Genomic DNA, 20,687 nt, shown 5'->3' with positions numbered 1-20,687 from the left:
CTGGGCTTAGTGGGCTTTCTCTAAAAACTCAACAACACCCTTGTCGTTTTCCGGTTTGGCGAGTATTCGTTTTTCCTGATCCAAGATGAAATAGGTGGGTGTGCCGTTTATGCCATAGGTGAGCGCATATTCGCTATCCCATTTGCCGAGCGCAATGGCATGATCGAAGTTGTTGAGTTTTGCAGATTCCGTTTTCCACGTCTTGTCATCGTCTTCAAGTCCTACAGCCAATACTTTAACATTGGTATGTTTCTTCAAACGCTTGTGCAAGGCCGGTAATTCGTTGAGGCAGTGGCCGCAAGTGCTACTCCAAAAAACGAGTACATAATTGTCATAACCTTCGAGTTCACTTAAACTTTGGAGTGTTCCATCTTTTTTCCAAACGATTTCAGGAGCCGTTGCTCCTAGCTGTATTCTTTTCTCTAGTTCAATGGCCGCAACCAATTCTTGATGCGCCGAGGTGCTTGCGATCGATTTTAAATAGTCTTGATACACATAATCTGAAAGTAACGGAAGATTCTTGGCGGATGCCTCGCTCCATATGCTGTAGAGCAAATTGAATTGATAGGCATTGGAAACACCTTCCAATTTTTGAATAATGGTTTTCAGATTCTCCATCATAAGGGCTTCGCTCTCCTCGGGTTTCATAGGTTCTGGAGGTAGCGCGGTAAAAACGTAATTGAGCAGTTTTTCCGTCAAAAACCCAGAAGCCTGAAGAGCGGGATCGGCAAGGTTCAAAGCGTCGAAGTAATGGGCCTTTCTGTTGTTCACGTATTGATTGGCCGTTTCGTATTCCGAGGGAATATAGGGTCGGTTGGCTTTTATGAACGTACTGACATTCAAATTAGCGGATTTTTCCACAAACGAATTTTGAACCGTGTGAAGGTCCTCGACAATGGTCTCGAATTCGTCCTTTTCTACAGAACCACTGGTATAATACGAAATCAGGCGATGCTCCGCTTCCTGGATTCTACTTAAATAGTTGTTGAACACTATGTTTTCGTTTGAAGCCGTAAATGTAAGGCCCTTGTCAGAGTCAAAATGGAGTGCCACATCCTCTTTTCCTGTAAAAAAAACATCAAAATTGTATTCCTCTTGCGGAATTGCGTAAACCAGGCGGTAGGTGCCTGCCGGACTATTCTCGGCAAAGCTCAATTCAAATTTGCCCTCCTTTATAGGTCCATCCGCAACATAGTCTTGAGCACCCGGTTTTAAATGGTATGCAATCAACCAAGTGTAGTCTTCGGCGGGGGAAAAGGTACCTGAAATGGTATGTTGCGCCCCTAGCGTGGCGCTGATTGACAGAACTAGGATCAATAGAAAGCTTCTCATATCGTTGTATTGGGCAATAACCACACCAAAATTACCATTTTCCAATGGGTTTACGCAATGACGTCTTTGGTGCCTGTTGTCGTATTCATAATGGGAAACCGTTTCACGGTGCAATTACTTAAATACAACTAGTGCAGGGAAATCAGAGTATTTGGTGTAGTGTTTTTAGGAGGTAGCTTAAACCCCGATGGAGGACATGATATTTTCTATGAGCAAGATTTCCTTTTGATGCACAAATCCGTCAGCTTCGGAGACCTCTTGTAAAATCTCACCCAGAGCCTTCTTTTTCTCCGGGCACATTTCCTTCAACATCAATAATGCTTCTTGAAAATCTAGATTTTTGGCATGAAATAGAAAGTTATCTTCAAAGCCAATATAGTGAATCAATTGCTTGAACAAGCTGATTTCTCCTTCATGGATAACATCATCGACGATGATGACCGAATCGATTATTCTGATGATTGCCAGTTTTTCCGCAAGATTGAATTCCATATTGGAGTAAACGCAGAAAAAGACAGAATATTCTTACAAGTTGTAATTCTTTTGATGATGTGATTTCTAGGCCGCCTCTGTGCAGATGCCCATGGCGGCACAAATATTCGAAATCAATTCCGCTTCTTTTTTGTGCACATAGCCATCTGCCTTAGCAACCTCATCTAGAATTGCCGCTAGCCTTCTTTTTTTGTTTTCGGACATGTCCTTTACGATTAAAAGACGCTGCTCATCTGAAATAATACGGGCTTGTGCTATAAAATTACTATCGAAATCGATTCGGGCCATCAGCTGATTCATCACCGCAAGTTCTGCCTGATGTATGAGCTTATCCGCTACAATCACGGAGTCAATAGCATTCACTAAAGCGAGTTTCTCAGCAATTGTGAATAGGGGACGTTGGATATTCATAATTTCTAAGTGTGGGGTTAGAAAGGCGGTAAGATACACAAAAAAACGACTGGAAGGATTTCCTGCATTAAGGAATTATTAACAGTATCCGTTGATTTTTGTAGATGAACGGATTCTGATTTCGACTCGCATTCATCGCAATATGCGATGTTCAGATTAGAGGTTCAAGGGCGTGTAAAGCTTTTTCAATGGATGAAATTCCTTCGAAAACTAGCAGAAGACGAAGCCCGTTTCGAGTCTGTTTTTCTTTCATTTTGCAATGCTGAGGATTTGACTGGACAAAATGAAGCACGCGTGTAAAGGCATCGGTTTGATAAAACGCCGATTGTTGATCACTAATAAAATAACCGATCAACTTCCCTTTTTTCAATACCACCTTTTCAAGTCCCATGCTATTGGCGATCCATTTCATTCGAACCGAATTCAATAAATCTTCCGCTTGCGACGGAAGTTCGCCAAATCGGTCTACCAATTGTGACTCAAAATTTCGGAGGGCATTTTCATCCTTTACTGTATTCAGCTCTGTGTATAGGTTGAGTCGCTCGGTGATATTGTTGATATAATCATCAGGAAACTGTAACTGAAAATCCGAATCGATTTGAGTCTCCTTTACGAACACTTTTTCCTTGTGGCCTTCGACCTCTTCATACAATGATTTGAATTCGGTTTCTTTGAGCTCTTCAATGGCTTCGGATAGGATTTTTTGATACGTTTCAAAGCCGATCTCATTAATGAATCCACTTTGCTCTCCCCCTAACAGGTCGCCTGCCCCGCGAATCTCAAGATCTTTCATAGCGATATTAAAACCACTGCCCAATTCGGTAAATTGTTCCAGGGCCTCGATTCGTTTTCGGGCGTCAGGGGTCATCACATCGTAGGGCGGGGTAATGAAGAAACAAAAGGCCTTTTTATTGCTTCTTCCCACGCGGCCGCGCATTTGATGTAGATCGCTTAGACCAAAGTTGTTGGCGTTATTGATGAATATGGTATTGGCATTGGTCACATCGAGTCCGCTTTCGACAATGGTCGTCGAAACGAGTACATCGAATTCACCGTTCATAAAGGCCAGCATCAAACGTTCTAATTTCTTACCGTCCATTTGTCCATGGCCAATACCTACTTTGGCATCGGGCACCAAACGTTGGATCATTCCGGCGACCTCCTTGATATTCTCAATGCGGTTATGGATGAAAAAGGCCTGTCCGCCCCTTTGGATCTCATAGCTGATGGCATCACGGATAGTCTCTTCCGTAAATCGGATGACCCTACTTTCAATAGGGTAGCGATTGGGAGGAGGGGTATTGATTACCGACAGATCACGTGCCGCCATCAAACTGAACTGTAGTGTGCGAGGAATTGGTGTTGCCGTCAAGGTCAATACATCTACGTTTTCTTTAATAGACTTCAATTTATCCTTCACGGAAACCCCGAATTTCTGCTCTTCATCAACAATGAGCAGTCCCAGGTCTTTGAACTTCACATTTTTATTGACCAATTGATGGGTGCCGATGATGATGTCGACTTTTCCAGCTTCTAATTTTTCAAGCGTCTCCCGCCGTTCTTTAGTTGTACGAAAGCGGTTCAGATAATCAACGGTTACCGGCATTTCTTTCAGTCGTTCGGTAAAGGTACGATGATGCTGAAAGGCCAAAATGGTCGTGGGTACCAAAACGGCAACCTGTTTACCATTATCAACGGCCTTAAAAGCGGCGCGAATGGCCACTTCGGTTTTCCCGAAACCGACATCCCCACAAATCAACCGATCCATCGGGCGCTCACTTTCCATATCGCGTTTGACATCTTCGGTGGACTTACTTTGATCCGGGGTATCCTCATAAATAAAAGAGGCTTCCAATTCATTTTGTAAATAGCTATCAGGACCGTATTGAAACCCTTTTTCCAAACGACGTTTGGCATAGACTTTTATTAAATCGAAAGCGATTTTCTTAACTCTCGATTTGGTCTTTTGCTTGAGCTTTTTCCAAGCGGCGGAACCTAATTTGTAGATTTTAGGTACTGCCCCGTCCTTGCCATTGAATTTAGAGATTTTGTGCAACGAGTGAATGCTGACGTATAGCGTGTCACGATCTCCGTACATCAATTTAATGGCCTCCTGTTTTTTTCCCTCTACATCTATTTTTTGGAGCCCACCGAACTTGCCGATACCATGATCGATATGGGTAACATAATCGCCGATCTCAAGCTTGTTAAGCTCTTTGAGGGTGATGGCCTGTTTTTTCGCATATCCGTTTTTTAGGTAGAATTTATGATAACGCTCAAAAATTTGATGATCGGTATAGCAAACAAGTTTCAAATCATCGTTAATGAAGCCCTGATATAAAGGAAATACCAATGTTTCATAATGGACGTCTTGGTCAACATCGTCAAAAATGGCGTGAAAGCGCTTGGCTTGTTGCTCGCTAGCACAGAAAATATAATTGGTATAGCCTTTGGCTTTGAATTCGTTCAAGTTTTCGATGAGCAGGTCGAACTTTTTGTTGAACGAAGGTTGTGGTCTTGTGCTAAAAACAATCGCTTGATCGGTTCGGGGCGCCGCAGTTGTTGATTCGATGACCGAAAAACCATTCAAGTGTTTTTTAAAGGCCGGACCGTTTAAGAAAAGCGCGTCGGGTCTCGCATGTTTGATGTCTTCGGAAAGCGCTGCAAAAGCTACTTCCGCCTTTTCAAAGAAGGCATTCAGTTTACCCAAAAGAAGGCCCGTATTTTTTAGGTATACCACAGTTTCTGAAGCAATATATTTCAAGAAACTCTCCCTGGTCTCCTCCATGAACTTGTTGGCGACATTCGGGATGATACTAATTTTCTTTACTTTTTCAGTGGACAACTGTGTTTCTACGTCAAAAGTTCGAATGCTATCTACTTCATCGCCAAAAAACTCGATGCGATAGGGTTCGTCATGAGAGAAGGAAAAAACGTCGACGATACCACCACGTACCGAAAACTCTCCTGGTTCAGTGACGAAATCTACACGTTTGAATCGATATTCGAACAAGACCTCATTTAGAAAATCAAGCGAAAGGGTATCGTCTAATTTTATTTTGAGGGTATTCTTCTCTAATTGCCTGCGTGTCACGACCTTTTCAAAAAGAGCATCAGGATAGGATACGATGACCGCGGGTTTTTTTCGAGAATTGATACGGTTCAGCACCTCTGCCCGCAGCAGCACATTGGCATTGTCGGTTTCTTCAATTTGATACGGCCTACGGTAACTTCCAGGATAGAAAAGCACATCCTTTGCGCCCAGTAATTGCTCTAAGTCGTTAAGGTAATAGGCAGCCTCTTCCTTATCATCGAAAATGAGGAGAAAAGGTTTTCCCGAATCCTTGAAGGCTTCGGATACCACAAAGGAAAGCGACGATCCGGTCAATCCTCCTAAAAAGGTATGTTCTTGAGAATTGGCAATAGCATCCCGCAGTTTCCGGGTTTTCGGAGACTGTAAAAACAGTTGTTGGATGCTCGTTTGGGTCAACCGCTATAGTTTGAAATGCAAAGATACCTAGTTCGCGCAGTTCAATCCAATTCAAAAGGAACAAAAAGTAGTGCTGGTGCTGATTTTTATTTGGAACTAGAAATGATTCCCGAAGTACGAATTTTGAGTACGGCCCATAAAATCGCAACCAGAATAATTCCAACGCAAATGAGCGCAGTGTAGGCGATGGAAGCATATTCATTTTGATGTCGGATGTATATAGCAACAAGGGCCCAGATGCCGACAGCCGTAAACCCAATGGTACGACGTCTAAAAATCATAATGAGGTACACCAAGGTTGCGACAATAATCATTGTGATGGTCCAGGCCGATGGGGAAAGAAACCCGCCCGACCAATTCAATTTGGCCAAATAGGCAGATACATTGGCGACTGTAGCGACGGTAATCCATCCGGCATAGATACCAATGGGTAGCCATCCCAAAATGTAGGTAGACCTAGAGACCGACTGCTTGGCCATATTGGTATTCAAGATCACCCGTAGCAACGTGTATAAAATACCAAGCATGACCAAAACCGATAGTCCGGTGTATTCATAAGCAAACACAAATACCCAAATACAATTCAATAGGTTGGCCAACGCAAACCAATATCCGGTTTCTTCAATGAACGAACTTGGTTTTTGGCTAAAGAAGGCTAATTTAACCTGATAGCTTCCATAGGCAATAAGTGCGAGGAAAATCAGTCCCCAAATGGCGAATGCGTAAGAGGCCGGGGTAAACAGATTGAAATACTTGTTGCTAACTTCGCCAATAGTCGTTTCGTTTATTCGAATAGCTTGCGAGACGTAATTCACGACGATTACCAGTAGTATCGATACCAGATTGAGTATAGAAAGTCTTTTCTTCATAGCGGTCAATCAATTGGAACGTTTTGATGGTGTGCCTCATTTTCCTATCCTTTTTGGGTTCTTCCGGTACGTCAAAAAGTAAGGCCTAGAAATCAAGATTCCAGAATTTGATGAATCCCTAAAAATACGGATTTAAAATTGCTATCTGCTTTTAACGACCCCTACTATTTTAAAAACGTTTTTTGCGACGTCGAACGGATTTTATCGGAACGGGCAGTACCGTGTCGCCCAATAGGGCAAAAACTTCGCAGTTTTCTTCTGGCTCCATGGTGTGTGAACCAGTGAACTCCCCGAAGGCAGGCAATAGCAATTGCGCTTTGGATTTAAAAAAGCAACGCAATCGAACCGATTGCCTACCCATTCCGGCCAAACGAATGGCAGGGTGAATATGACCACAAAAATTGAAAAACCCTTCGCGTAAGTCAGGATGGTGGGTCAGCAAAAACCCGGTTTCTTGAATTTCAGGTACAACCTGAACCCCTAAATCTTCGTAGTTTTCAGGTGAAATAATATCGTGGTTTCCCACGACCAAAATCATTGTTGCAGTGACCTTAGATGTCCATGTCTTGAATAACTCCCACTCTTTATTCAAGGAAGAGTGAAAGAGATCCCCCATAAAAACGATGGTGTTGGGGGCAAAAAATTCAAGTACTTCATCAAGCAGTTCAAAGTTTTTTTGAATGGCCTTATGCGGTACGGCCGCTCCATATTTTCGAAAGTGGGAGACCTTGCCCAGATGTACATCACTGATCAAGAGCATTGACTTTTCTTGCCAAAACAGCACCCCCAGCGGATGCATGATAAACTGCTGATCTTTAATCTGAATGGTCTCGGTGTTCATTGGGGTCAAAGGTAGTAAATGAAGGTTTGCATTTATAATGGTGAATGCCTACTTTGTACGGAGCAATCGAATACGCAGCGCATATGGCCAAAATTATCGTTATCGGAAGTTCCAATACCGACATGGTCGTGAAGACCAGTAGATTTCCTGAGCCAGGAGAAACTATTCTTGGAGGTGATTTTTTCATGTTTCCCGGCGGTAAGGGCGCCAATCAAGCAGTGGCGGCCGCTAGGGCCGGGGGAGAGGTCCGCTTTGTTTGCGCGGTCGGTGATGACGTTTTCGGGCAGAATGCCTTGAAAGGATATCGTGACGAGGGTATTGCTGTTGATTCAGCCTTGGTCCTCAATGGGAAGGCTTCTGGAGTAGCTTTGATCACAGTGAACGGAGAAGGCGAAAATGAGATTGTTGTAGCTTCCGGTACCAATGCGTTGCTTTCAGCGGATTACGTTTCTAAGGTGGTTGAGAACCGAGGGGATGCCAGCATGTTTCTGACCCAATTGGAGACTCCCATAGCTACCATAGCATATTTGGCCCAGTATTGTAGAAACACCAATCGGCCCTTGATTATCAATCCGGCGCCCGCCCAGGAATTATCGGATGCCATTTTAGACGGGCTTTTCTTGGTCACCCCCAACGAGACGGAAGCAAAAATTCTCACCGGAGTAGCGATAGAAGATGACGCGTCAATGGAACGCGCCGCCCAGAGCTTACTGAACAAGGGTGTTCAGCATGTCATTATTACGTTGGGGAGTCGTGGTGCTTTTTTTATGGATCACAAGGAAAAGTTTCTTGTAGCATCCAATAAGGTAAAGGCAATGGATACAACTGCGGCAGGTGACGTTTTCAATGGGGTGTTGACCGTATGCCTGTCTCAAGAGATGGGTTGGCAAGAAAGCATCGCCTACGCTAATAAGGCCGCAGCCCTATCCGTCACTAAGATGGGAGCACAGGGGTCGGCACCTTTTAAAGAGGAAATCAACAAATTCAACTAATATGTTCATTATTGAAACTTATACCCTAGCGGTCATTTTTTGTGTGATAACCATGTTCGCTTGGGGTTCTTGGGCTAACACACAGAAATTGGCCTCTAAAAATTGGCGTTTTGAATTATTCTATTGGGACTATGTCATCGGTATCGTACTGTTTGCCTTGTTTTTTGCACTGACCGCAGGCAGCATGGGTGAAGGGGGAAGGCCTTTTATGGGAGATTTGGCACAGGCAAGTAATGATAATATGTGGTCGGCCGTCCTAGGGGGCATCTTGTTCAATGCGGCGAATATTCTATTGGTAGCTGCCATCACCTTAGCGGGAATGTCGGTGGCTTTTCCAGTAGGTATCGGTTTGGCTTTGGTCATCGGGGTCATCGTTAATTACATTGATGCCCCAGTAGGCAACTCTAGCTTGCTTTTTGGAGGGGTGGCGCTTATTGTGGTCGCCATTCTATTAAATGCTAACGCCTATCGAAAACTTTCCGCACAACAGCAAAAAGTACCCACAAAAGGATTGATCTTGGCCGTTGTCGCCGGTTTGTTGATGGGCTTGTTCTATAAATACGTTGCCAATTCAATGTTTCCTGATTTTCAGAACCCAATTGACGGGAAGTTAAGTCCGTATACGGCGGTGTTCTTATTCGCTTTGGGCATTCTGGCGAGCAATTTTGTTTTTAATACCGTTTTGATGCGCAAGCCATTTGAAGGGGAGGCGGTTAGCTTCAAAGACTATTTTTCAGGTACGGGCAAGAGTCATCTAATGGGTATTTTAGGTGGTGTCATTTGGTGTGTCGGAATGTCATTTAGCATATTGGCATCGGACAAGGCCGGTCCGGCAATTTCCTATGGACTCGGACAAGGGGCTACCGTTGTCGCGGCTCTATGGGGTATTTATGTTTGGAAAGAATTCAAGGGAGCTCCCAAAGGAGTGAGCGGTATGTTGAACGGTATGTTGTTATTATATATTGTGGGGCTTGGACTGGTGATTGCAGCGCGTTGAGCCAAGCGCTGATTATCGGATTTGGCATCAAGAAAAGATGAGCTTCCAGGTTATTTCTTCATTAATAGTGCCGCCATTCGCTTGACCCTGTCTTCCCATTTTTCACTGGACAGTCTTTCTCGGCTCAATCTGTCGGTAATCAATGGAAAAGCAAAAGGAGTCGCTTTTTCACACTTTTTCCAAATGATTTCCTGGGTGGCAATACGTTCCATGGAAAGTCGTAAACGGCCTTCTTCCAACTGATGCTGAAAGGTTTCCGTAAAGGCCTGTTGAAACAACAGGTTTTCAGGTTCATAATCGCGAAAGACCTCGAACAATAACTGTGAATTGCTTTGCAAATGCTTCATTTTAATGCCTTTATTGGGATACCCTGTAAAGACCATCCCACTAATAATGGCAATATCCCGAAATTTTCTTCGGGCCATTTCCGTGGCGTTCAAACTTTTTTGGAGGTCGTCCAATAGGTAATCGGTAGTGAACAGATCATTATCGAGTACCTGCTGCATATCTATAGGCTTATCCGAGAGCAATTCAAATCCGTAGTCATTGAAGGCCAAGGAAAAAGTGATAGGAGCGAGTAGACTGATCCGATATCCTAAAAGACTTCCCATGGCCTCGTCCACAAAACGGCCCTCGAACGGATAGAAGATATGGTGATGCCCATCGCGGGTCTGAAAGGTCTCAATAAGAAATTCATCGGGTTTGGGTACGATGCTTTCTTTACGTTGTTGTTCAAAGATATGGGCCAATGACCGTATTTCGGGAGACTGATTTTTCGGCGCTTCATATGAGGAATACAATTCTTCGCGCAACAGTTTTGACATTTGTGCGGAAAGGGTTAACCGACTGCCCATCCAGCTGGAAATCCTGTTCGTTTTTTTCTTTGAGTTTCGCACATGCACCTGCATTCCCTTAATTCGTATGAATTCTAGATTACGACCGGCAAAGGTAAAGACATCGCCCTTGTTCAGTTTTGAGATGAAGTACTCTTCAATCGAACCGATATATCCTCCTTTTTGATAACGTACGGTCAAATTTACATCCCCGACAATAGTGCCAATTTGAAACCGATGGCGCATGGCGACACCTCGATCGGTGACTATGAATTTTCCATCTTCGGCAACCTCCACTTTTTTGTATTCGTCATACGATTGTAGACTTTGGCTGCCCATAACCAGAAAGTTCAAAAGCCACCGCCATTGGTCTTCGGTCAAGGTTTGGTAGCAGAAGGTTTGACGTATTTCGTTAAAGATTTCATCGGGATAGAACCCATCGGAAATGGCCAAAGTAGTCAGGTACTGCAACAGCACGTCGTAGCTGTTGAGATAGGGCATACGATCTTCTACAGTATGCTGTTTGACGGCTTGTTGCAGGGCGGAAGCTTCTATCAGTTCGATAGCGTGGGTAGGCATAAAATAGATGACACTCTCCTTACCCGGTCGGTGTCCGCTACGGCCTGCACGTTGTAGAAAGCGCGCAACGCCTTTGGGTCCACCGATTTGAACTACGGTCTCAACAGGTGCAAAATCTACCCCCAAATCGAGGCTTGACGTACAGACAACGGCCTTCAGGCTTTCATTGCGTATCGCCTGCTCGACCCAGTTACGGGTCTCTTTGTTAATGCTGCCGTGATGCATGGCGATTTCCCCGGCAAATTCGGGGTGTTTCTCAAGGATTTTTTGAAACCATATTTCGCATTGGCTCCGCGTATTGGTAAAGAGTAAAGTCGTCTTACTATTGTTGATGATAGGCACCACGTCTTCCAACAAGCGAATACCCAGATGTCCGCGCCACGGAAAAGTCTCCATTTCTTTAGGAATAATACTCCTGACCGTAATTTTCTTTTTGAGATTTGCCCTGATCATGATGGAATTTTCCAAGGCGTCTGAAGTCGGGCCTAAGAGCACGTCCCTGGCCTGTTCCAAATTGCCTATAGTTGCTGAAATCCCCCAGATACGCAATTGTTTAGAAACAGATCTTAAACGCGAAAGGGCCAGTTCCATCTGTACCCCTCGTTTGGTACCAAGCAACTCATGCCATTCGTCGACCACTATGGCCGAACAATTCTTGAACACCTTGTCATATCCTTTCGAGGCTAAAAGTAACTGTAGACTTTCGGGTGTCGTAATCAGCAGATCGGGCATCTGTTTTTTCATGGAGGCCCGGGCCTTTGTAGAGGTGTCCCCGGTACGGATGCCGACCGTCATCTGTGTTCCTAGATCGGAGGAAACCCGTTCTGCGGATTGCCTGATTTCCTCTGAAAGAGCACGTAAGGGGGTAATCCAAACAGCTTTTAGTCCTTTTTTGTGTTTGGTTCTGTACTGTGGATTGGTCTTGATATACTGTAGTACAATAGGAAACCAAAGCGCATAGGTCTTGCCACTTCCAGTTGGGGCATTCAGCAGCCCATGTTTGCCTTGGAGAAAAGCCCGCCACGTATCTTTTTGGAACTTGAACGGTTTCCAGTTTTGTTCCTGAAACCATGATTCGGCTATGTTGTAAAGCTGTTCTCTGTTCATATTTCCAATCTGTTCTACATCGACGGATTCCTTTACTGCATGGATATTAATTCGGAATTAATGCTTTCAAGTCCTCAAGATGGTTGGCTTCATGAATGGTCTTATCTTGTCTCCATCGTACTATTCTTGGAAATCTCGTAGCCACCCCACTTTTATGCCGCTTGGATAGGGCTATACCTTCGAAAGCAATTTCAAAGACATGATGAGGTTTCACCGAGCGCACAGGCCCAAATCGTTCTAGGGTATTTTTTTTGATCCATGCATCGACCTGTCGAAACTCGGCATCGGTCAGGCCTGAATAAGCCTTCGCAAAGGTGACCAATTCTCTTTCACCTTCTTCGTTTTCTTGCCATAACGCAAAGGTATAATCGGTAAACAAGTTACTTCGCCTGCCATGACCGCGCATGGCATAGGTCAAGACCGCATCGATGGTCAAAGGATCTACTTTCCATTTCCACCAATCCCCTTTTTTTCGTCCGACCAAATAGGGAGAATCTTTGCGCTTCAACATCAGTCCTTCGCTACGGACTTCACGAGACCGTTCCCGTTCGTCGGCAACGGCTTTCCAAGAGTTGAAGTGCATGGTTTCGGAAAGATAGAGGGGCATTGCAGCTTTCGCTATCTTTTCTGTTTGTTCCTTGCGCTTATGATCTACCTCCTGAATCAAGTGCTCTAGCAATTTTCTTCTCTGGATGAAGGGTTTGGTTCGAATGTCTTCGCTTCTCCATTCCAATAAATCATAGGCCTTTAAAATAACAGGGACTTTCGATAGTAATGATTTTGAAACGGTCTTTCGGCCGATTCGGGTCTGCAAATCGTTAAAACTTCCTATCTGGCCATTCGGAAATGGCAAGATTTCTCCGTCGATGACCGTTCCGTTCGGAATGGTTCCGATAAAGTCTTGAAACTCGGGATATTTGTCGGTGACCAATTCTTCGCCCCGACTCCAAACAAATAACTCATCGTTCCTGATAATGGTTTGCGAGCGAATTCCGTCCCATTTGTGTTCTGCCGACCATTCTGTAACATTGCCCAAATCTGCTACCTCGTCCTCTATGGCATAGGCAAGATAAAATGGATAGGGTTTAGAGAGGTAGTCACTTTCATTTTCTTCTAGTATCAGTTCTTGAAAAGTGATTACACTGGGGTTCCAATTCCCCATTAACTTATACGCTAGAATATCTTCGTCGATTGCTGTGGCCTTAGCTAGGGCTCGGGTCATGAGTTTTTGGCTGACCCCGATTCTGAATCCGCCCGTAATCAGTTTAGTGAAGACGAAACGCTCATAGTAATCCAATACCGTCCAATTTTCAAAAAGGTAGTTTCTTTTTTCATCCTCCGTCCTCTTTTTAAGGGCGATCATTTCATCTAGGAATTGCGTAAGTGTCTTGTCGGTCGATGATTTTGATGACGGAATTACCAAGGCAATAGTTTCGGCCAAATCGCCGACGATATGATAACTTTCCTCAAAGAGCCATAAGGGAATCTTCGCCAGTTCAGAAGCCCATTGACGCAACAGGGTCGTGTTGACGGGGCGGGGTGGACGCCTATGGGAAAGAATCGCTATAGTCCAAACCCGGTCGGTGTCATTGGCCACCAAAAAGTAATCGGTCAAGGCCTGTACTTTAATAGTGGTCTTGTTGGTACTGTCCAAGGTTTTTATGAGTGAAGCGAAATTTTTCATGGTATAACTTCTTCTTTTGAGGTGGGGTTCAGCTCGCCCAATTCACCCTCATACTGGGTCTCTTCGGTGCGTGCGTCGTAGCCCAACTCCCTAAGGTATCGCGAAAATATTTCGGTATATCCATGGGTACAGATGATTTTTTCGGCACCCGTTGCCTTAATACTGTTCAATAGCCCTTGCCAATCGCAGTGATCACTAAGTACGAAGCCCTTGTCTATGGCGCGTCTCCGTCTTGCTCCGCGAAAGGTCATCCATCCACTTGCGGAAGCGGTAACATACGGAACCATCTTTCGGATCCAAGTACTGCCATGGGCACTTGGTGGGGCCAGTACGATATGGCCCAATAATTCATTCTTCTTCGTCTCTTTGGTGATCAATTTGGTTTCTGGAAAGTCTACTATTGGGCGCAAGACTTCGGTCATATTTTCAATGGCCCCGTGCGTAAATATGTTTCCGATATCGGTATCGAGATATTTTAGCAAGCGCTGCGCTTTTCCAAGGGAATAGCCAAACAGCACTGAAGTCTTTCCTTCTGCTTTATTTTGGGTCCACCATTGGTTGATGTCCGCGAAGACTTGTTTTTGGGGAGTCCATTTAAAGGCAGGTAGTCCAAAGGTGCATTCCGTGATAAACGTATGGCATTTGATGGGTTCAAAAGGTGTGGAAACCCCATCATCTTCGTCCTTATAATCTCCGGTAAAAACCCAAATTTCGCCTTTATGCGTTACCCTGACTTGAGATGAGCCGATGATATGTCCGGCAGGGTGTAAGCTAAATTGAACGTTGTTGATGGTAAAAACCTCACCCCATTCCTTTCCTATAACATTGATCTTTCCCAGACGATGTGAGATAATCGGAATATTTCTATGATGGGTGATATACTGTTGATGTCCCCATCGACTATGGTCGGCGTGCCCATGGGTAATAATGGCCTTGTCTACCGGTTTCCAAGGGTCGATATACACCTTTGCTTCATGACAGTAGATCCCTTTGTCCGTAAACTCTAAAAGCGGTTTCCCCATAGCATTGTGAAGGTACGAATATCGGTCAGAAAATAATTTAGGGTATAGCGAAATAATGACCTCTAAAAAAATTATATTTGTCGCCTAAATAGTATACGTATGTCCATATTAGATATGTTTGATAGCAGCTTTAAAAAGCGCAACCAAGATCATTTTGCGGCTATAGTTCGCGTGGCGATGAGCGATGGTATCATTACCGATGATGAGCGAACTTTTCTGCATCGTCTGGCGGCTAGGCTCGACATTACCGAAGAGGAATACAAAACCATTTTGAAGGATTACAAGACCCATCCTATCAATCCCCCGACAAGTTATGATGTGCGACTTGAGCGATTATACGATTTGGCCAGAATGGTATATGCGGATCATGTTTTGGGCGAAAAGCAGCAAGGGATGCTCGAAAGACTAGGCGTCGGTCTAGGGTTTTCGACTGGAAATATAGCTTATGTGGTGGATAAGGCTTTAAAGCTAGTCAATGCCGGAGTGGATAAAGAAAACTTCATCGAGGAGATCAAGAATATGAATCGATAAGAATCGAACGATTTTTCAACAAAAGAGAGGCGCCGCCTCTCTTTTTTAATGGTATTTATTTAAAAATTCCTGAAGTTTTTCTACCATTTTACGGCTTCCGCAGAAAAAAGGTACTCTTTGATGCAATTCTTCCGGTTCAATATCCATGATACGGTTCTTGCCGCCAATTGCTATACCATTGGCCTGTTCGGCAATAAACGCCATGGGATTACATTCGTATAAGAGGCGTAATTTCCCACTTTCGGTTACACTGCTCTTGGGGTACATATAAATTCCCCCTTTTATCATATTGCGATGAAAATCGGAAACCAAAGAACCGATATAACGCGATGTATAAGGTCGGTCGTCCTCCTCTTCCTGACAGTATTTGATATAGTCCTTTACGCCTTGGTGAAAGTGGACGTAATTACCCTCGTTCACCGAATAGATCTTCCCTGATTCGGGAAATTCCATGTTCGGGTGCGATAAATAAAACGTACCGATAGCCGGGTTCAGGGTGAAGCCGTTTACGCCATCACCTGTAGTATAGACAAGCATGGTCGAGGTACCATATACCACATAACCTGCTGCTACTTGATTCTTGCCCGGTTGTAAAAAGTCTTCTAAGGTCACGGGTGTTCCGACCGGAGTAATCCTTCGATAGATGGAAAAAATGGTTCCTACGGATACGTTTACATCAATATTGGACGATCCATCCAAAGGGTCGATCAAGACCACATATTTATTCCGATGCTGTTCGTCGTTACTGTTGATACTAATGAAATCATCTTCCTCTTCGGATGCTATTCCACAGACGATTTCCCGGTTCTTTAAGGTCTGGATGAACTTATCATTGGCCAGAACATCCAATTTTTGTTGGTCCTCGCCTTGTATGTTCGTATCGCCTGCAGCTCCTAATACATCTACCAATCCGGCCTTATTGACCTCATGATTGACTACTTTGGCGGCAAGACGAATGGCATTGATCAATTTTGAAAGTTCCCCTGAAGAATATTGAAAAGAAGATTGATTTTCAATGATAAATTCCCCTAACGTTTTGTTCTTTTTGTTGAGCATTGGAGGCTTTGTTTGTTTTGATGCAAAGATCAGCTATTTTGTGAAACTACAACGTCTAAACCTTTCATTCATTGTTTAAATATTTAACTTTGTGTTTTATTTGTAACAATATGAACTATACCATTCGAGATGCCACTGCGGACGATATGCCACAAGTGCTGAAATTGATACAGGAATTGGCTTCTTTTGAAAAAGAAGAAGATGCGGTCGAAGTTACCGTGCAGGAGTTGGTCGAAGATGGATTTGGAAGCACGAAGCTGTTTCATTGCTTTGTCGCTGAATCGGAGGATGCCATTGTGGGCATGGCCCTAATCTATCCCCGATATTCTACTTGGAAAGGGGCGATCATTCACCTGGAGGATTTAATCGTTACCGAAAAAATGAGAGGTAGCGGACTCGGAACGGCATTGCTCAACGAAGTGGTGAAATACGGACATGCCAGAGGGGCCAAGCGTATCAACTGGGAGGTCATTGATTGGAATGAACCAGCTATTGAATTTTATGAAAGTAAGGGAGCAAGGGTGATGCGTGATTGGGATGTCGTACAACTCGATGAACAAGGGATAGCGAACTACTTAACGAATTGCTAAAGTAAAGTCTGACCTTTGAGGAGACTAGAAAATAAAGAGATTTATGCGTGTATTTAAGTTCGGTGGGGCGTCGGTGAAGGATGCCGAGGGCGTTGAAAATGTGGTCAAAGTGCTGAAAGAGGTCGGTCACGAGAATACCTTGGTGGTGGTCTCTGCCATGGGCAAGACCACAAATGCCATGGAGGCGATTGTCAACGCCTATTTTGAAGATAAAGAGACCTTGCCGTTGGCCATTCAAGAAGTTATCGATTATCATAACGGTATTTTGAACGCCCTCTTTAAAAATAGACAACATCCGGTTTTTCAGAAGGTAAAAGTGCTTTTCGATGAGGTACGTGGTTTTTTGGTTTGGAATAAATCACCAAATTATAACTTCGTTTATGATCAGGTAGTCGGTTATGGTGAGCTGGCTTCTACAACGATTATCAGTTGCTATTTGAACGAAATCGGTGTTCAAAATAACTGGCTTGATGTACGTGATTTCATAAAAACCGATAATAGCTATAGAGACCCTGTCGTCAATTGGAAGCGTACCCAAAAGAACGTGACGGAAAAGATCGATCAAAAAATATTGAATATCACCCAAGGTTTTCTGGGAAGTGATGATAATAATTTTACGACCACCTTGGGTAGGGAAGGGTCCGATTATACGGCTGCCATCTTGGCCTATTGTTTAAATGCAAGTTCAGTTACGATCTGGAAAGATGTTCCTGGGGTTTTGAATGCTGACCCAAGACATTTTAAGGAAACTCAATTACTTAATAGAGTCTCATACCGCGAGGCCATTGAATTGGCCTTTTATGGGGCTTCGGTCATTCACCCGAAAACACTTCAGCCCCTTCAAGGTAAAGAAATTCCGTTGCATGTAAAATCGTTTCTTGAGCCAAAAAATGCGGGAACCACCGTTGGTAAGGGTATCGGTATCGAGCCTGAAGTGCCCTGTTACATCATAAAAAAAGATCAGGTACTCATGAAGTTATCCTCTCTGGACTTCTCTTTCATCGTAGAGGAAAGTATCAGTGAACTTTTTAAACTATTTCATGAATACAAGATGAAAGTCGATCTCATACAGAATTCCGCTATTAGTTTTTCGGTCTGTGTCGACAATAAGTTCGGTCGCCTTGATGAACTCTTGAACCTGTTGAAAAGCAGATTTAAAGTGAGCTATCATGAAGGGGTATCCCTTTACACGGTGCGTCATTTTGATGCGAAGGCCATTGATTCTTTGGTGAACGGGCATGAGGTACTGTTGGAACAACGCGGCGTAGAGACCATTCAACTGGTCATGAAATAAAACCGCCTTTTCTAGTTAGGTGCAACAATCTGCATTTTTCGTTGTCTTTAGTTATACTCGAATTGGGATTTTCCTATATTTACCATTACCTAAAAATGCGAATGAATGGGCCTAGTGACCGCTAAAGAGATAGCCAAAGCAATCAATATCGATAAATACGGTTTTTTAGGCACTTTTATAGGTTGGTTTCTTCTGAAAATCACTAGAATTTCAAGTATCAACAAATTTTACGATTCCATAAAGCACCTGCAAGGTGCGGCGTATGCCGATGCCATTTTACGGCATTATGAGATCGATTATGAGATTCCCGAGGAAGATTTCAAAAGGCTGCCGAAACAAGGCCCTTATATTACCATATCAAATCACCCGCTTGGTGCTATTGACGGCATATTGCTTTTCAAATTAATGGTAGAAAAACGTCCTGATTACAAAATCATGACTAATTTTCTTTTACAACGAATGGTACCCATGGATCCCTATATTGTTCCGGTAAACCCATTTGAAGGGCATAAAGGTGTTAAAAGTAGTATCAGCGGATTTAAAATGGCTTTGTCTCATCTCAGGGATGGTCACCCTTTAGGGATATTTCCGGCAGGTGAGGTGTCTACGTATAAAGACGGCAAACTCATCGTCGATAAACCGTGGGAGGAAGCGGCGCTCAAGTTGATCCGTAAAGCCGAGGTGCCCGTCGTGCCCATTTATTTTCATGCAAGAAATAGTAAGCTTTTCTATCGACTGGCGAAAATCAGTGGAATTTTTAGAACGGCCAAAATCCCCTCCGAGGTCTATACCCAACGCAATAGACCCATTAAAATAAGGATAGGACAACCCATTACGGTCAAGGCGCAGCAGGAGCAGGAGACACTGGAAGATTATACGGACCTACTGCGGAAGAAGACCTATATTTTGGCCAATGCCTACGAGAAAGAACGGCTTATCGATCAACTGCCTTCTTCGATAAAACTGCCAAAATCACCAAAAAAGATAGCTTCCGCGGTACGGACGGAAGTCATCGAGGGCGAAATCGAAAAATTGATCGAGAAAGACAGACGTTTGCTACAAAGTAAGAACTACGAGGTCTTTTTGGCTCCGGCGCAAGAAATGCCATTTACCTTAAAGGAGATTGGAAGACAGCGTGAAGTAACCTTTCGTGCTATTGGTGAAGGCACCAATAACTCGACCGATATCGACCGTTTTGATGAGTATTATCACCATATGTTTTTATGGGATAGCGAAGCCAAGGTTATCGCGGGGGCTTATCGCATGGGACTCGGTTCAGAGATTTTCGCCAAATACGGAATCGATGGATTTTACTTGCAAGACCTCTTTCGATTTGAACCTGAACTTTTTGATATGATGAGCACATCCATTGAGATGGGCCGGGCCTATATTATCAAAGAATATCAGCAAAAGCCCATGCCTTTATTTTTGCTATGGAAGGGTATCGTACATACCACGCTGCGACATCCCGAGCATAAATATTTAATTGGTGGCGTAAGCATTAGCAATCAGTTTTCGAACTTTTCGAAATCTCTGATGATTGAGTTCATGAAGAGTAATTATTGGGATCCCTACGTAGCGCAGTACATTCGCCCAAAAAAGGAATTTAAGGTCAAACTCAAGGATGCGGACAAAGAGTTCATCTTCGATGAGACCCAGGCGGATCTCAATAAATTCGATAAACTGATCGATGAGGTCGAACCAGGCAGCTTGCGACTACCTGTGCTGATTAAAAAATACATCAAACAGAACGCCAAGGTGATCGCCTTTAATGTCGATCCCTTATTCAATAATTCGGTAGACGGTTTGATGTATATCAAAATCGCCGATCTCCCTGAAAGCACCGTAAAGCCTGTGATGGAAGAGTTTCAAGCTGAATTGGAACGTAAGTTTATGGAGGCCCATCAAAATGGGCATGCCTGAACAAAACATTTCAGGCCATCACAACCCCCTGCATGACGTAGAGAAGCTCGGTAGCAATTTGCAGACTTCGCTCCATATATTTTTCTTCTTGTTGAGGGGTCGCATCAAAGGCTTTCGGATCTTCAAAGGTTATCGGAAAGCGACCATCTGAACCACCCACAAATGGGCAGCCCTTATCAGCTGAGGAACAGGTCATAATCGCACCGAAATCTGTCTTGGGGTTAAAGGAATGGTCGAAGGTCTTGGAAAAACCGATAATCGGATGGTTGTTGGGGGCATACTTGATGCTATACACCGGGTTGTCGGAATCGGATAGCATTGCAACCTGAAACCCATTTGTCTTCAACGTCTTGGCAACCATAGGAAAAAGGGCTGTAGCTTCGGTTCCACCAGAATAGCAACTGACATTTTTCAAACCAACGTAGTGGGCCAAGGTTTGCGCCCAAATTTGTGACAGGTGGCTTCGTCTTGAATTATGGGTGCAAATGAAATTAAGGGCTATGGACCGACCGTCGCTGATTTTACGTTGAATATAGCTGACCAAGGGGTCTAAAACCTGCTTTCGCTCCTCGGAAATCGAATCGATAGGGAGCGAATCGATAGTTTCTTTTATTTTTTCAAACATGGCCTTTTCCATCATAGTA

Annotated in this window: 17 protein-coding genes; 6 read left to right on the top strand and 11 right to left on the bottom strand. The window is 43.9% G+C overall.

All coding sequences use genetic code 11. From position 1 onward, the window contains the following. Positions 1-6: 6 nt before the first annotated feature. The 6 genes from ACKWCA_RS02570 to pdeM form a co-directional block, all read right to left on the bottom strand. Complete coding sequence (locus tag ACKWCA_RS02570; RefSeq protein ID WP_413976571.1) at positions 7-1,332, bottom strand: TlpA family protein disulfide reductase; 1,326 nt, start codon at positions 1,330-1,332, stop codon at positions 7-9. 177 nt (positions 1,333-1,509) lie between these two features. Next, a complete protein-coding gene (locus tag ACKWCA_RS02565; RefSeq protein WP_413976570.1) occupies positions 1,510-1,824 on the bottom strand; it encodes a hypothetical protein in 315 nt (104 codons plus the stop codon). Positions 1,825-1,890: 66 nt separating this feature from the next. Beyond that, positions 1,891-2,235, bottom strand: coding sequence for a TerB family tellurite resistance protein (locus tag ACKWCA_RS02560; RefSeq protein ID WP_413976569.1), 345 nt, complete (start codon positions 2,233-2,235; stop codon positions 1,891-1,893). 151 nt (positions 2,236-2,386) lie between these two features. Further along, a complete protein-coding gene (gene mfd, locus ACKWCA_RS02555) occupies positions 2,387-5,725 on the bottom strand; it encodes a transcription-repair coupling factor (protein ID WP_413976568.1) in 3,339 nt (1,112 codons plus the stop codon). An 86-nt stretch (positions 5,726-5,811) separates the two neighbouring features. Next, positions 5,812-6,594 (bottom strand): tryptophan-rich sensory protein, encoded by a 783-nt coding sequence (locus tag ACKWCA_RS02550; protein WP_413976567.1) that lies wholly within the window; start codon positions 6,592-6,594, stop codon positions 5,812-5,814. 169 nt (positions 6,595-6,763) lie between these two features. Beyond that, a complete protein-coding gene (gene pdeM, locus ACKWCA_RS02545; RefSeq protein WP_413976566.1) occupies positions 6,764-7,435 on the bottom strand; it encodes a ligase-associated DNA damage response endonuclease PdeM in 672 nt (223 codons plus the stop codon). Between the two features lie 44 nt (positions 7,436-7,479). Here pdeM and rbsK point away from each other — a divergent pair, with 44 nt between their 5' ends. Both rbsK and ACKWCA_RS02535 read left to right on the top strand, forming a co-directional pair. Beyond that, entirely contained in the window at positions 7,480-8,427 is a 948-nt protein-coding gene (rbsK, locus tag ACKWCA_RS02540) for a ribokinase (protein ID WP_413976565.1), read from the top strand. A gap of 1 nt (position 8,428) precedes the next feature. Further along, positions 8,429-9,424 (top strand): GRP family sugar transporter, encoded by a 996-nt coding sequence (locus ACKWCA_RS02535; protein WP_413976564.1) that lies wholly within the window; start codon positions 8,429-8,431, stop codon positions 9,422-9,424. A 50-nt stretch (positions 9,425-9,474) separates the two neighbouring features. On the opposite strand, the gene ACKWCA_RS02530 is transcribed toward ACKWCA_RS02535, so the two are convergent. The 3 genes from ACKWCA_RS02530 to ACKWCA_RS02520 are packed head-to-tail and all read right to left on the bottom strand — an operon-like array spanning position 9,475 to position 14,649. Continuing rightward, positions 9,475-11,943, bottom strand: coding sequence for a ligase-associated DNA damage response DEXH box helicase (locus ACKWCA_RS02530; RefSeq protein ID WP_413976563.1), 2,469 nt, complete (start codon positions 11,941-11,943; stop codon positions 9,475-9,477). A 46-nt stretch (positions 11,944-11,989) separates the two neighbouring features. Continuing rightward, positions 11,990-13,627, bottom strand: a complete 1,638-nt coding sequence (locus ACKWCA_RS02525) for an ATP-dependent DNA ligase (RefSeq protein WP_413976562.1) — start codon at positions 13,625-13,627, stop codon at positions 11,990-11,992. Beyond that, positions 13,624-14,649, bottom strand: coding sequence for a ligase-associated DNA damage response exonuclease (locus ACKWCA_RS02520; protein WP_413976561.1), 1,026 nt, complete (start codon positions 14,647-14,649; stop codon positions 13,624-13,626). The genes ACKWCA_RS02525 and ACKWCA_RS02520 overlap by 4 nt, the downstream gene beginning before the upstream one ends. Before the next feature lie 99 nt (positions 14,650-14,748). Here ACKWCA_RS02520 and ACKWCA_RS02515 point away from each other — a divergent pair, with 99 nt between their 5' ends. Beyond that, the gene (locus ACKWCA_RS02515; protein WP_413976560.1) at positions 14,749-15,180 is read left to right on the top strand and encodes a tellurite resistance TerB family protein; all 432 of its coding nucleotides are present in this window, start codon (positions 14,749-14,751) and stop codon (positions 15,178-15,180) included. A gap of 45 nt (positions 15,181-15,225) precedes the next feature. Here ACKWCA_RS02515 and fbp read toward each other — a convergent pair whose 3' ends face one another. Next, the gene (gene fbp / locus ACKWCA_RS02510) at positions 15,226-16,236 is read right to left on the bottom strand and encodes a class 1 fructose-bisphosphatase (protein ID WP_413976559.1); all 1,011 of its coding nucleotides are present in this window, start codon (positions 16,234-16,236) and stop codon (positions 15,226-15,228) included. Between the two features lie 110 nt (positions 16,237-16,346). On the opposite strand from fbp, the gene ACKWCA_RS02505 reads away from it, so the two are divergent. From ACKWCA_RS02505 to ACKWCA_RS02495, 3 genes are all read left to right on the top strand, one after another. Continuing rightward, a complete protein-coding gene (locus ACKWCA_RS02505) occupies positions 16,347-16,826 on the top strand; it encodes a GNAT family N-acetyltransferase (RefSeq protein WP_413976558.1) in 480 nt (159 codons plus the stop codon). Between the two features lie 43 nt (positions 16,827-16,869). After that, positions 16,870-18,120, top strand: coding sequence for an aspartate kinase (locus tag ACKWCA_RS02500; protein ID WP_413976557.1), 1,251 nt, complete (start codon positions 16,870-16,872; stop codon positions 18,118-18,120). A 105-nt stretch (positions 18,121-18,225) separates the two neighbouring features. Further along, positions 18,226-20,043 (top strand): GNAT family N-acyltransferase, encoded by a 1,818-nt coding sequence (locus tag ACKWCA_RS02495; protein ID WP_413976556.1) that lies wholly within the window; start codon positions 18,226-18,228, stop codon positions 20,041-20,043. Between the two features lie 10 nt (positions 20,044-20,053). Here the strand turns inward: ACKWCA_RS02495 and ACKWCA_RS02490 are convergent, their stop codons facing one another. Continuing rightward, positions 20,054-20,680 carry an arsenate-mycothiol transferase ArsC gene (locus ACKWCA_RS02490; RefSeq protein ID WP_413976555.1) on the bottom strand — a complete coding sequence of 209 codons (627 nt, stop codon included), beginning with the start codon at positions 20,678-20,680 and terminating at the stop codon, positions 20,054-20,056. Positions 20,681-20,687: the final 7 nt, after the last annotated feature.

It is taken from the genome of Maribacter corallii (assembly GCF_047345415.1).
GTDB lineage: Bacteria > Bacteroidota > Bacteroidia > Flavobacteriales > Flavobacteriaceae > Maribacter_C.
Note: the sequence above shows the minus strand (reverse complement) of the source record. Positions and strands in the feature narration are given on the sequence as shown.

Bases quoted from the DNA above. Each gene is read 5' to 3' on its own strand.
- ACKWCA_RS02495 (WP_413976556.1), top strand. From the start codon at position 18,226: ATGGGCCTAGTGACCGCTAAAGAGATAGCCAAAGCAATCAATATCGAT.
- ACKWCA_RS02525 (WP_413976562.1), bottom strand. From the start codon at position 13,627: ATGAAAAATTTCGCTTCACTCATAAAAACCTTGGACAGTACCAACAAG.
- ACKWCA_RS02490 (WP_413976555.1), bottom strand. From the start codon at position 20,680: ATGGAAAAGGCCATGTTTGAAAAAATAAAAGAAACTATCGATTCGCTC.
- ACKWCA_RS02560 (WP_413976569.1), bottom strand. From the start codon at position 2,235: ATGAATATCCAACGTCCCCTATTCACAATTGCTGAGAAACTCGCTTTA.
- ACKWCA_RS02550 (WP_413976567.1), bottom strand. From the start codon at position 6,594: ATGAAGAAAAGACTTTCTATACTCAATCTGGTATCGATACTACTGGTA.
- ACKWCA_RS02530 (WP_413976563.1), bottom strand. From the start codon at position 11,943: ATGAACAGAGAACAGCTTTACAACATAGCCGAATCATGGTTTCAGGAA.
- fbp (WP_413976559.1), bottom strand. From the start codon at position 16,236: ATGCTCAACAAAAAGAACAAAACGTTAGGGGAATTTATCATTGAAAAT.
- ACKWCA_RS02565 (WP_413976570.1), bottom strand. From the start codon at position 1,824: ATGGAATTCAATCTTGCGGAAAAACTGGCAATCATCAGAATAATCGAT.
- ACKWCA_RS02505 (WP_413976558.1), top strand. From the start codon at position 16,347: ATGAACTATACCATTCGAGATGCCACTGCGGACGATATGCCACAAGTG.
- ACKWCA_RS02570 (WP_413976571.1), bottom strand. From the start codon at position 1,332: ATGAGAAGCTTTCTATTGATCCTAGTTCTGTCAATCAGCGCCACGCTA.
- ACKWCA_RS02515 (WP_413976560.1), top strand. From the start codon at position 14,749: ATGTCCATATTAGATATGTTTGATAGCAGCTTTAAAAAGCGCAACCAA.
- ACKWCA_RS02500 (WP_413976557.1), top strand. From the start codon at position 16,870: ATGCGTGTATTTAAGTTCGGTGGGGCGTCGGTGAAGGATGCCGAGGGC.
- rbsK (WP_413976565.1), top strand. From the start codon at position 7,480: ATGCCTACTTTGTACGGAGCAATCGAATACGCAGCGCATATGGCCAAA.
- ACKWCA_RS02520 (WP_413976561.1), bottom strand. From the start codon at position 14,649: ATGGGGAAACCGCTTTTAGAGTTTACGGACAAAGGGATCTACTGTCAT.
- ACKWCA_RS02535 (WP_413976564.1), top strand. From the start codon at position 8,429: ATGTTCATTATTGAAACTTATACCCTAGCGGTCATTTTTTGTGTGATA.
- pdeM (WP_413976566.1), bottom strand. From the start codon at position 7,435: ATGAACACCGAGACCATTCAGATTAAAGATCAGCAGTTTATCATGCAT.